This is a genomic window from Streptomyces sp. NPDC058576 (assembly GCF_042718715.1).
GTDB lineage: Bacteria > Actinomycetota > Actinomycetes > Streptomycetales > Streptomycetaceae > Streptomyces.
This window is the reverse complement of the sequence record NZ_JBHXPF010000015.1, coordinates 16,727-29,126: the sequence shown is the minus strand read 5'-3', so window position 1 is coordinate 29,126 and position 12,400 is coordinate 16,727. Positions and strand designations below refer to the sequence as shown.

The following is a 12,400-nucleotide window of genomic DNA, read 5'->3' as shown; positions in this document are numbered from 1 at the left end:
GCATCCTTTCCCGAAAGTGCGTATCTGACAATCAAGTGGGTTCTGGTCAGCCGCTGCTCGCCCGTCCAGCATGGTCCCCATGACGCAAGCGAACACGACCACCGCACCCGTACCCGCCCCCACCCCCGTCACCGTCCTCGGCCTCGGTGACATGGGCCGCTCCCTGGCCCGCGCCTTCGTGGCGGCGGGCCACCCCACCACCGTCTGGAACCGTTCTCCCGAGAAGGGCGAGGACGTCGTCGCGCTGGGCGCGGTGCGGGCCGCGTCCGCCGAGGAGGCCGTGCGGGCGAGCGGGCTCGTCGTGGTCTGCCTCGTCGACTACGACGCCTCCGACGCCGTCCTGGAGCCGCTGGCCGGGGCCCTGGCGGGACGGGTCCTGGTCAACCTCACCTCGGACACCCCGGCCCGTTCCCGGCAGGCCGCCGCCTGGGCCGAGAAGCACGCCCTGTCCTACCTCGACGGGGCGATCATGGTCCCGGTCGACGTGATCGGCACCGACCAGGGCCTGGTCCTGCACTCCGGAGACCGGGCCGCCTTCGAGACGTACGCACCGGTGCTCAAGGCGCTCGGCGAGCAGGCTCACTTCCTGGGCGAGGACCACGGGCAGGCCGCCGCCTACGACATGGCGATGCTGGACTTCTTCTACGGAGCCATGGGCGGCATGGTCCACGCCTTCGCCCTGGCCCGGGCGGAAGGCATCGAGCCCGCCTCGCTCGCCCCGTACCTCACCTCGATCACCGGCATCCTGCCGCCGATCGTGGAGTACACCGCGGTGGAGGCCGGCTCCGGTGCGTCCACCGCCGGCGCGAACCTCGGCATGATGGCGGCGAGCGTCGACCACATCCTGCACACCGCGAAGGACCGGGGCCTGGACGTCGCGCAGCTGGCCGGGCTCAAGTCGCTCACCGACCGGGCCATCGCCCAGGGACGCGGCCCCGGGCCCTGGTCGGGCCTCGTCGAGGTGATCGCCGCCGACCGCTGACCGGCCGGGAACGGGGGAGGGGCCGGTACCGCGTCGCGTGGACGCGGTACCGGCCCCGGCCGTTCACGGACCCGTACGGGCTACGCCGGACGGAGCCACACGGTCGCCAGCGGCGGCAGCGTCAGCGAGATGCTGGAGGACCGCCCGTGCGCGGGCACCGCCTCCGCCTTCAACGGCTCCTCGTTGCGCACGTCGCCACCGCCGTACCGGGCCGCGTCGGTGTTGAGGACCTCCACCCAGCCCTCCGTCCCGGTCTCCGGCACCCCGAGGCGGTACGCGTTCCGGACCGCCGGGGAGAAGTGCGAGACCGCGAGCAGCGGGGAGCCGTCCGCGTCGTACCGCAGGAACGCGAACACGTTGTCCTCGGCCGCGCCGCCGTCCACCCAGCTGAACCCCTCCGGCACGGTGTCGCGCTGCCACAGCGCGGGCACCGCCCCGTACACCGCGTTCAGGTCGCCCACCAGGGTCCGCACCCCGCGGTGGTCGCCGGACGCCTCGTAGGACGGGTCCAGCAGCCACCAGTCCGGGCCGTGCCCCTCGGACCACTCCGCGCCCTGGGCGAACTCCTGACCCATGAAGAGGAGCTGCTTGCCGGGGTGGGCCCACATGAAGCCCAGGTAGGCGCGGTGGTTGGCGCGCTGCTGCCACCAGTCCCCGGGCATCTTCGCCACCAGCGCCTGCTTGCCGTGCACCACCTCGTCGTGCGAGATCGGCAGCACGTAGTTCTCGCTGTACGCGTACACCATCGAGAACGTCATCTCGTTGTGGTGGTACTTGCGGTGGATCGGCTCCTTCGCCACGTACTGGAGCGAGTCGTGCATCCAGCCCATGTTCCACTTCAGCCCGAAGCCCAGGCCGCCGCTGTCGGTGGGGCGGGTGACGCCGTCCCAGGCGGTGGACTCCTCGGCGATGGTGACGACGCCGGGGTTGCGCCGGTAGACGGTCGCGTTCATCTCCTGGAGGAAGGCGACCGCGTCCCAGTTCTCCCGTCCGCCCTGGTCGTTGGGCGACCACTGGCCGTCCTCGCGGGAGTAGTCGAGGTAGAGCATCGAGGCCACCGCGTCGACCCGCAGCCCGTCGATGTGGAACTCCTCGCACCAGTACGTGGCGTTGGCGACGAGGAAGTTGCGGACCTCGGTGCGGCCGTAGTCGAACTCCAGCGTCCCCCAGTCCGGGTGCGCCGCGCGCCGCGGGTCGGCGTGCTCGTACAGCGGGCGCCCGTCGAACTCGGCCAACGCCCAGTCGTCGCGCGGGAAGTGGGCCGGAACCCAGTCCATGATGACGCCGATGCCCGCCCCGTGCAGGGCGTCGACCAGGAAGCGGAAGTCGTCCGGGGAGCCGAGCCGGGAGGTCGGCGCGTAGAACCCGGTGACCTGATAACCCCAGGAGCCGCCGAAGGGGTGCTCGGACACCGGCATCAGCTCGACGTGCGTGAAGCCGAGGTCCTTGACGTACGCGGGCAGCTGTTCGGCGAGCTGGTGATACGTCAGCCCCGGTCGCCACGAGGCGAGATGGACCTCGTACACCGAGAACGGGGCCTCGTGCACCGGCCGGTCGCCCCGGTGCGCCATCCAGTCCGCGTCCCTCCACTCGTGGTGCTTGGCGGTGACGATCGAGGCGGTCGCGGGCGGGACCTCGGTGCGCCGGGCCATCGGGTCGGCCCGCACCGTGTGCGAACCGTCCGGGCGGCAGATGTCGTACTTGTACAGCGCGCCCTCGCCGATCCCCGGCAGGAACAGCTCCCACACCCCGGTCGAGCCGAGCGAACGCATCGGGAAGCCCGTGCCGTCCCAGTAGTTGAAGTCACCGGTGATCCGCACCCCCCGCGCGTTCGGCGCCCACAGGGTGAACCGGGTCCCGGCCACCCCCTGGTGCTCCATCGGCTCCGCGCCGAGCGCCCGCCACAGCTCCTCGTGCCGGCCCTCGCCGATCAGGTGCAGGTCCAGCTCGCCGATCGAGGGCAAGAAGCGGTACGGGTCCTCCACCTCGATGGTGTTGTCGTCGTACGCCACTTCCAGCCGGTACGCGGGGGCCTTCGGCACCGGCAGCACACCGGAGAAGAAGCCGTCGCCGTCGTCGTGCAGTTCGGCCCGCAGGCCGGTCGCCAGCACGGTGACGGTCCGGGCGAACGGCCGCAGCGCCCGCACCAGCACCCCGCCGGGGATCGGGTGGGCGCCGAGCACGTCGTGCGGCGCGTGGTGGTCGCCGGCCAGCAGCCGGCCCCGGTCCGCGCCGTCCAGGGCCGGTGCGGGGCGCGCGCCCTGACCGTCGCCGGCCTGCCGGGGGCGCGGCGGGCCCGCGTCCGACCGCTTGGGCCGCACGCGCTTGGCGGGCGCGGCCTTGGCGGTGGCCGTGGCGGGCGCGGCTCCGGCCGCCGGCGCGGCGGCCTCGGCGGGCGCCGGCGCGGGGGATTCGACGGGGGCTTCGGCGGTGACCTCGGCCGGAACCTCGACCGGGACCTCGGCGGTCTTGCGGGATGCCTTGCGGGACGGCTTGCGGGCGGTCACAGGGACTGCCTCCTCGGAGAGTGAAGGGGAGAAGCACGGGCGGAGGGGAGACACACGGAGGAACGGGACACGCACGGAGCGGCGGGCGGGGACGGGGAGGTACGGCGAGCGGGGGCGGCGGCCCGGCTCAGGCCGCCGCGGACTGGGCGAGGCGTTGGATGGCCGCCATCGGGACCGGCAGCCAGTCGGGACGGTGCCGGGCCTCGTACACCACCTCGTACACGGCCTTGTCGGTCTCGTGGGCGCGCAGCAGCTCCGGTTCGCCGCGCGGATCGCTGCCCGACGCCTGCGCGTAGCCCTCGCAGTAGGCGGCACGGCAGCGGGCCGCCCACTCCGGGTTCCACGGGCGGTGCGAGCGGGCCGCGTAGTCGAAGGACCGCAGCATGCCCGCGACATCGCGCACCGGGGGTGCGGGCATGCGGCGCTCGGGCAGCGGGCGGGCCGGTTCGCCCTCGAAGTCGATCAGCGACCAGAAGCCGTCGGCGGAGCGCAGCGTCTGCCCGAGGTGGAGATCGCCGTGCACCCGCTGCTGAGCCCAGCCGCTGCCCCGGATCCCGAGGTCGGTCACCGCCTCGAACGCGGCGCGCAGCCCGGGGACGTACGGCACGAGCGCCGGGACCGCCTGGGCGGCGGTCTCCAGCCGCTGGGTCATCTGGGCGACGAGCTGCCGGGTCTGGGTGCCGCGGAGCGCCGGGGTCGGCAGTGCGGCGGCGAGCGCGGTGTGCACCTCGGCGGTGGCCCGGCCCAGCGCCCGTGCCTCGGGCAGGAAGTCGCGGCCCGCGGTGAGCGCGGCCAGCGCGAGCTGCCAGCCGTCGCGCGCTCCTTGCAGGAAGGGCTGGAGGACGCCGAGGGTGAGCGGATCGGGTCCGGGCGCCTCGAACCAGGCGACCGGGGCGGGCACCCGCTCGCACCCCTCGCCGGTGAGCGCGAGCGGCAGCTCCAGGTCCGGGTTGGTGCCCGGGAAGACCCGCCGGAAGATCTTGAGGATGAACGCGTCCCCGTAGACGAGCGAGGAGTTGGACTGTTCGGCGTCCAGCACCCGGGGCGCGAGACCGGCCGGGATGGCGGCGGTCCGCTCGAACCGCAGCGAGCCGAGGTTCCCGGGGCGGCGGAACCGCTCCAGCAGTACATCGGCCAGCCGGGGGTCGTGCAGCGCGTCGTACACGGTCCGTCCGGCGAGCGGCCCCCGCTCCACCCGCCCGACCAACGCTCCGGCGAGCACCGGCGGCAGTGACGTTCTTGCGCCCAGGAGCAGTTGGTAGCAGTCGCCGGCCGGGCGGTCCGACCGGGAGGACTGCTCGACCCGCAGCAGCAGGTGCAGGAGTCCGGGGCCCGCCGTGCCGTCCAGCGGCACCATCTCGGTGGCCGAGACCAGCCGGAAGCCGGTGACCGGCCGGCCCTTGCCGGCGAACCAGCGCTGCCGGGGCAGCCATTCATGGAGCAACGGAGCGAGGGACGGAAGCAGGGTCCCGTCCGGGGTACTGCTGTGCGTTGCGCTGTTCCTCGTGCTCTTCGCCAGGGCGACGTGAGTGGATGCAGCCTCCGACATGGCATCGCGTCCTTTCCCCGGGCACACCACAGGATGCGAAGAGTGTCCCGGATTGCGGCAATGGCTGTCCGGCTGTGCGGGACGTGTCGGGAGAGGAGGGTCCTTACGGACTCGAACGGCGGAACCGTGAAGGCTCGTGAAGGCCCTTCGTTTCCGTGAGAGTGCCCCGTGCGGGACGGAGGAAACCGTCCCGCACGGAGTGGTGGCGCCTCAGGCCGGCGGCGCGTCCTTGCGCAGCCGGAACCAGTAGAAGCCGTGTCCCGCAAGGGTCAGCAGGTAGGGCCACTGGCCGATGGCCGGGAAGCGTACCCCGCCGATCAATTCCACCGGATGACGTCCGTTGAACGATCGCAGGTCCAACTCCGTCGGCTGGGCGAACCGCGAGAAGTTGTGCACGCACAGGACGAGGTCGTCCCCGTACTCGCGGGTGAACGCCAGCACCGCCGGGTTGGAGGACGGGAGTTCGGTGTACTCGCCGAGACCGAAGGCCGGATTCTGCTTCCGGATCTCGATCATCCGGCGGGTCCAGTGCAGCAGCGAGGACGGCGAGGCCATCGACGCCTCGACGTTGGTGACCTGGTAGCCGTAGACCGGGTCCATGATCGTGGGGAGGTAGAGCCGCCCCGGATCACTGGAGGAGAACCCGGCGTTGCGGTCGGGCGTCCACTGCATCGGGGTGCGCACCGCGTCCCGGTCGCCCAGCCAGATGTTGTCGCCCATCCCGATCTCGTCCCCGTAGTAGAGGATCGGGGAGCCGGGCAGTGACAGCAGCAGGGCGGTGAACAGCTCGATCTGGTTGCGGTCGTTGTCCAGCAGCGGGGCGAGCCGCCTGCGGATGCCGATGTTGGCGCGCATCCGCGGGTCCTTGGCGTACTCCGCGTACATGTAGTCGCGTTCTTCGTCCGTGACCATTTCGAGGGTCAGCTCGTCGTGGTTGCGCAGGAAGATGCCCCACTGGCAGTTCTTCGGGATCTCCGGGGTCTTCGCCAGGATTTCCGAGACCGGGTAGCGGCTCTCGCGGCGCACCGCCATGAAGATCCGCGGCATCACGGGGAAGTGGAACGCCATGTGGCATTCGTCGCCGCCCTGCTCGTAGTCGCCGAAGTAGTCGACGACGTCCTCCGGCCACTGGTTGGCCTCGGCGAGGAGCACGGTGTCCGGGTAGTTGGCGTCGATCTCCTTGCGGACCCGCTTCAGGAAGTGGTGGGTCTCGGGGAGGTTCTCGCAGTTGGTGCCCTCGCGCTGGTAGAGGTAGGGCACCGCGTCGACCCGGAAGCCGTCGATGCCCAGGTCCAGCCAGAACCGCAGAGCCGCCAGGATCTCCTCCTGCACCGCCGGGTTCTCGTAGTTGAGGTCGGGCTGGTGCGAGAAGAAGCGGTGCCAGTAGTACTGCTTGCGCACCGGGTCGAAGGTCCAGTTGGACGTCTCGGTGTCGACGAAGATGATCCGGGCGTCCTGGAACTGCTTGTCGTCGTCCGCCCAGACGTAGTAGTCGCCGTACGGCCCGTCCGGGTCGGTGCGGGACTGCTGGAACCACTCGTGCTGGTCGCTCGTGTGGTTCATGACGAAGTCGATGATGACGCGCATGCCCCGCTGGTGCGAGGCGTCCACGAACTCCACGAAGTCGGCGAGATCGCCGAACTCCGGCAGCACGGCGGTGTAGTCGGAGACGTCGTAGCCCCCGTCGCGCAGCGGCGACTTGAAGAACGGCGGCAGCCAGAGGCAGTCGACACCGAGCCACTGGAGGTAGTCCAGCTTGGCGGTGATGCCCTTGAGGTCGCCGATTCCGTCGCCGTTGGAGTCCTGGAAGGACCGGACGAGCACCTCGTAGAAGACGGCTCGCTTGAACCAGTCGGGATCGCGGTCCTTGGCGGGGGTGTCCTCGAACGTGTCGTGGACAGGCTCATTGACGATCATGGTGTGGGTGACCCTCCGGTCGGCGGGGACGGTCGCAGGACGGCGATGTGCGCGGGCGTGATGCCCGGCTCCAGACGCACATAGAAGGCCCTGCCCCAGTGGTAGGTGTCGCCGGTGAGCTCGTCGCGCACCGGTACGCGCTCGTGCCAGGGAAGGCCGAGCCGCTCCATGTCCAACGAGACCGTGGCCTCCTGGGTGTGGTGCGGGTCGAGGTTCACGACCACCAGAACGGTGTTCGGTCCGGAACGCTTGCTGTAGGCGATCAGCGCTTCGTTGTCGGTGTGGTGGAAGTGGACGTCGCGCAGCTGCCGCAGCGCGGGGTTACGCCGGCGGATCCGGTTCAGCGAGGTGATCAGGGGGGTGAGCGTGCGGCCCTCGCGTTCCGCCGACTCCCATTCCCGCGGGCGCAGTTCGTACTTCTCCGAGTGCAGGTACTCCTCGCTCCCCGGCTTGGCCGGGGTGTTCTCGCACAGCTCGAATCCCGCGTACACGCCCCAGGAGGGGGCCAGCGTCGCGGCCAGCACCGCCCGTGCCTCGAAGGCCGGGCGGCCGCCTTCCTGGAGGTAGCCGGGAAGGATGTCGGGGGTGTTCACGAAGAAGTTGGGCCGCATGTACGAGGCGGCCTCGCCGGCCAGCTCCGTGACGTACTCCGTCAGTTCGTGCTTGGTGTCGCGCCAGGTGAAGTACGTGTACGACTGCTGGAAGCCGATCGCGCCGAGCGTGTGCATCATCGCCGGGCGGGTGAACGCCTCCGCCAGGAAGATGACGTCGGGGTCGGTGCCGTTGATCTCGGCGATGACCTTCTCCCAGAACACCACCGGCTTGGTGTGCGGGTTGTCGACCCGGAAGATACGCACCCCGTGGTCCATCCAGAAGCGCAGAATGCGTACGGTCTCCGCCACCAGACCGCGCATGTCCTTGTCGAAGGCGATCGGATAGATGTCCTGGTACTTCTTCGGCGGGTTCTCGGCGTACGCGATCGAACCGTCGGCGCGGTGGTGGAACCAGTCCGGGTGCTCCTTGACCCACGGGTGGTCCGGCGAGCACTGGAGCGCGAAGTCCAGCGCGATCTCCATCCGCAGATTGCGGGCCACCGACACGAAGTGGTCGAAGTCCTCCAGCGTGCCCAGCTCCGGGTGGACCGCGTCGTGCCCGCCGTCCGGCGAACCGATCGCCCACGGCACGCCCGGATCGTGCTCCCCGGGCGTCAGGGTGTTGTTCGGTCCCTTGCGGTGGGTGGTCCCGATCGGATGGATCGGGGGCAGGTACACGACATCGAACCCCATGGCGGCGACCGCGGGCAGCCGCTCGGCGGCCGTCCGGAACGTTCCGCTGACCAGCCGGGTCGGCGCGTCCGGCGAGGTGTCGGCCGGGTCCACCGGCACCTCCCGCGCCCCCTCGGAGCGCGGGAACAGCTCGTACCAGGACCCGAACAGCGCGCGCTCGCGCTCCACCCGGACCGCCAGCGGCTTGGCGCGGGTGACCAGTTCGCGCAGCGGATAGCGGGCCAGCACCGCGTCGGCGGCCGGGGTCAGCGACGCCGCCAGCCGGGCGGCCGCCGGGTGGGCGGTGTCGCGCAGCGCGTCCACCGCGGCGAGCACCGCCTCACGGCCGTGCTTCTTCGGCACGCCCGCGGCAGCCCGCTCCAGCAGCGCCGCACCCTCCGCCAGCACCAGGTCCGTGTCGATGCCCGCCGGGATCTTGATCGCGGCGTGGTGCCGCCAGGTGGCGACCGGATCGCTCCAGGCCTCCACCGTGTACGTCCAGCGGCCCTCGGACGACGGCGTGATCTCGGCCCCCCACCGGTCCGTGCCCTGCGCCAGCTCGCGCATCGGGGTCCACGGTCCGACCCGTCCGCTCGGATCGCGCAGCACGACATTGGCGGCCACCGCGTCATGGCCTTCGCGGAAGACGGTGGCGGTGACCTGGAAGGTCTCACCGACGACGGCCTTCGCCGCCCGTCTGCCGCAGTCGACGAGAGGACGGACGTCCAGGACGGGAATACGACCGATCATGGAATCACCTGAGGGCTGGAGGAACTCGGCGTGCACGGGTGACGGCACGGGCGCGGAGGACCGACCGCGTGTGCCGCGAAGACGGGGATCTGTCCTTTGTAGCTGCTCAGCTGTCTGCTGACGGGCTGTGGGCATGGCCGCTCCTGTCCGCGTTCACTCGAATGGCACTCGAATGGGTGGGTCGCGGGGGTTTCGCGCATGTTTCTGGATGCACGGAGAACGAGTGCGGGCCGGGGTCGTGCGGTGTACCGGGGAAGCCTTCCCCGCGTCGGAGGGTGGGAAATCCGGCGCCGTGTTAACTACTCGGTCGTAACGGGCCGCTCGGGCCCCGTCGCACGCGGCGCGCACGCCCCGCTGGACGCAGGGGACCCGAAGCGCCCCCCACGGGTTCCGGATACCCGTTCTGCGGCGCCACACGGCAGCCTTCCCTGTGGCAGGGAGGTCCACAAGGCCGCGTACGGGAGGGAAATCGGCCAAACCGCCAGGTGGGAGAAGTGATGGGAGATCACGGGCGGGGCGTGTGGGGCGGCTGTGGGGAGGCGCGCGACGGCCGGTCCCGGACCCGGCGCGCCGTCCGCGCGCCGTGGCAGCCCGCCACGGACGGCCGCTACCGTCAGGGGTGACGGAAGGGACGCACACCGTCGTGCGTCCGCTCGGATGCGCAAGTCCCCTGTAAAGGTGGAGTACGTGAAGGCCATTCGTCGATTCACCGTGCGTCCTGTCCTCCCCGAACCCCTCCGACCCCTCCACGACCTCGCGCGCAACCTGCGCTGGTCGTGGCACACCGAGACCCGCGAGCTCTTCCGGTCCGCCGACCCCGAAGGCTGGCGGCCCGCGGACGCCGACCCCGTACGCCTGCTCGGATCGCTGTCCGCCGGGCGGCTGACCGAACTGGCCGGGGACGAGGAGTACCTCGGCCGCCTCGCCGCGGCCTCCGCCGACCTGGCGGAGTATCTGGAGGGCCCGCGCTGGTATCAGGAACAGCGGGCCGCCGGAGCCGAACTCCCGACCGCCATCGCCTACTTCTCACCCGAATTCGGTGTCACCGCCGCCCTGCCGCAGTACAGCGGCGGCCTCGGCATCCTGGCCGGCGACCACCTCAAGGCCGCCAGCGACCTGGGCGTCCCGCTCATCGGCGTCGGCCTGCTCTACCGCCACGGCTACTTCCGCCAGACCCTCTCGCGCGAGGGCTGGCAGCAGGAGCACTATCCCGTCCTCGACCCCAACGAACTCCCGCTCGACCTGGTCCGCGAGGCCGACGGCACCCCCGCGCGGGTCGTCCTCGCCCTGCCCGGCGGACGTTCGCTGCACGCGTGCGTCTGGCTGGCCCGGGTCGGCCGCGTCCCGCTGCTCCTCCTCGACTCCGACGTCGAGGAGAACGCGCCCGGCGAACGCGACGTCACCGACCGGCTCTACGGCGGCGGCAGCGACCACCGCCTCCTCCAGGAGATGCTCCTCGGCATCGGCGGGGTGCGCGCCGTGCGCACCTGGTGCCGGCTCACCGGCACCCCGGAGCCGGAGGTCTTCCACACCAACGAGGGCCACGCCGGCTTCCTCGGGCTGGAGCGCATCCGCGAACTGGCATGCGACGGGCTCGATTTCGAGGCCGCGCTCGAAGTGGTCCGGGCCGGGACCGTCTTCACCACCCACACCCCGGTCCCCGCCGGCATAGACCGTTTCGACCGGGGGCTCGTCGCCCGCCACTTCGGCGACGACGGCGAACTGTCCGGCGTACCCGTCGAGAAGGTCCTCAGGCTCGGCACCGAGACCTACCCCGGCGGCGAGCCCGAGCTGTTCAACATGGCGGTGATGGGCCTCAGGCTCGCCCAGCGCGCCAACGGCGTCTCCACCCTGCACGGGGCGGTCAGCCGGGAGATGTTCTCCGGGCTCTGGCCGGGCTTCGACCCCGCCGAGGTGCCGATCACCTCCGTCACCAACGGGGTGCACGCGCCTACCTGGGTCGCCCCCGAGGTGTTCCGGCTCGGCGCGGGCCAGGTCGGCGAAGGCCGCGCCCACCAGGTGCTGGCGGGCGGCCCGGTGGCCGACGACGCCTCCGCGCAGACCGGCACGCCCCGCCGCTGGGAGGCGGTGACCGGCATCGGCGACCAGGAGATCTGGGACCTGCGCCGGGACCTGCGCGGCCAGCTCGTCACCGAGGTCCGCCGCCGCCTCTACGCCTCCTGGCGCAGGCGCGGCGCGGGCACCGCCGAGCTGGGCTGGATCGACGGCGTCCTCGACCCGGACGTCCTGACCATCGGCTTCGCCCGCCGCGTGCCCTCGTACAAGCGGCTCACGCTGATGCTGCGCGACCGCGACCGGCTGCGGGCGCTGCTGCTGCACCCCACGCACCCGATCCAGATCGTCGTCGCGGGGAAGGCCCACCCGGCCGACGACGGCGGGAAGCGGCTGGTCCAGGAGCTGGTGCGGTTCGCGGACGACCCGCGCGTGCGCCACCGCATCGTCTTCCTCCCGGACTACGGCATGGGCATGGCGCAGAAGCTCTACCCGGGCTGCGACGTCTGGCTCAACAACCCGCTGCGCCCGCTGGAGGCCTGCGGCACGAGCGGGATGAAGGCGGCGCTGAACGGCTGCCTCAACCTCTCCGTGCGCGACGGCTGGTGGGACGAGTGGTTCGACCCGGACTTCGGCTGGGAGATCCCCACCGCCGACGGTTCGGCCATCGACGAGGACCGCCGCGACGAGCTGGAGTCGAACGCCCTCTACGCCCTGATCGAGGACCGGGTCGCCCCGCGCTTCTACGACCGGGGGGCCGGGGGTCTGCCCGACCGCTGGATCGAGATGGTCCGCTCGACCCTGGTCTCCCTGGGGCCGAAGGTGCTCGCCGGGCGGATGGTGCGCGAGTACGTGGAGCGGCTGTACGCCCCCGCCGCACAGTCCCGGCGGGCGCTGGAGCCCGAGGTCGCGCGGGACCTCGCCGAGTGGAAGACCAGGGTCCGGGCGGCCTGGCGAGGGGTCTCCGTCGACCACGTGGAGTCGGTGACCGACACCGCGGCGGGCGGCTCGGCGGAGCTCGGGGCCACCCTGGCGCTGCGCGTGCGGATCGCGCTCGGCGGTCTGGACCCGGACGATGTGGAGGTCCAGGTGGTGGCCGGCCGGGTCGACTCCGGCGACACCATCGCGGACGCCCAGGTCTTCCCGCTGAAGCCGGCGGGCGGCCAGGACCTGGAGGACCGCTGGCTGTACGAGGGCCCGCTCGCCCTGGACCGGACGGGACCGTACGGCTACACCGTGCGTGTCCTGCCCGCGCACGCGCTGCTGGCCACCAGCGCCGAACTGGGCCTGGTCGCCCTGCCGACCGAGGCGACGGGGGAGGGCGCGGGCGTGCTGATGCGCTGAGCGCGCGCCCTGACGGACCCGAGGGGCCCGGCACCGCAACCGGTGCCGGGCCCCTGTGGGCGACCCTGACCCA

General features: G+C 71.8%; 6 protein-coding genes. 2 read left to right on the top strand and 4 right to left on the bottom strand.

The genetic code is table 11. From position 1 onward, the window contains the following. The first annotated feature begins 79 nt into the window (after positions 1-79). Complete coding sequence (locus ACFWRV_RS13715; RefSeq protein ID WP_384333126.1) at positions 80-982, top strand: NAD(P)-dependent oxidoreductase; 903 nt, start codon at positions 80-82, stop codon at positions 980-982. A gap of 80 nt (positions 983-1,062) precedes the next feature. Here the strand turns inward: ACFWRV_RS13715 and glgB are convergent, their stop codons facing one another. The 4 genes from glgB to ACFWRV_RS13695 form a co-directional block, all read right to left on the bottom strand. Continuing rightward, the gene (gene glgB, locus ACFWRV_RS13710; RefSeq protein WP_384333123.1) at positions 1,063-3,489 is read right to left on the bottom strand and encodes a 1,4-alpha-glucan branching enzyme; all 2,427 of its coding nucleotides are present in this window, start codon (positions 3,487-3,489) and stop codon (positions 1,063-1,065) included. A 127-nt stretch (positions 3,490-3,616) separates the two neighbouring features. Continuing rightward, a complete protein-coding gene (locus ACFWRV_RS13705; protein ID WP_384333121.1) occupies positions 3,617-5,038 on the bottom strand; it encodes a phosphotransferase in 1,422 nt (473 codons plus the stop codon). A gap of 210 nt (positions 5,039-5,248) precedes the next feature. Continuing rightward, on the bottom strand, positions 5,249-6,955 hold the full coding sequence (gene treS / locus ACFWRV_RS13700) for a maltose alpha-D-glucosyltransferase (RefSeq protein WP_384333118.1): 1,707 nt from the start codon (positions 6,953-6,955) through the stop codon (positions 5,249-5,251). Continuing rightward, a complete protein-coding gene (locus ACFWRV_RS13695) occupies positions 6,952-8,970 on the bottom strand; it encodes an alpha-1,4-glucan--maltose-1-phosphate maltosyltransferase (RefSeq protein ID WP_384333115.1) in 2,019 nt (672 codons plus the stop codon). The genes treS and ACFWRV_RS13695 overlap by 4 nt, the downstream gene beginning before the upstream one ends. Positions 8,971-9,657: 687 nt before the next feature. Between ACFWRV_RS13695 and glgP the strand changes: the two genes are divergently transcribed. Then, entirely contained in the window at positions 9,658-12,327 is a 2,670-nt protein-coding gene (gene glgP, locus ACFWRV_RS13690; RefSeq protein WP_384333112.1) for an alpha-glucan family phosphorylase, read from the top strand. Positions 12,328-12,400: the final 73 nt, after the last annotated feature.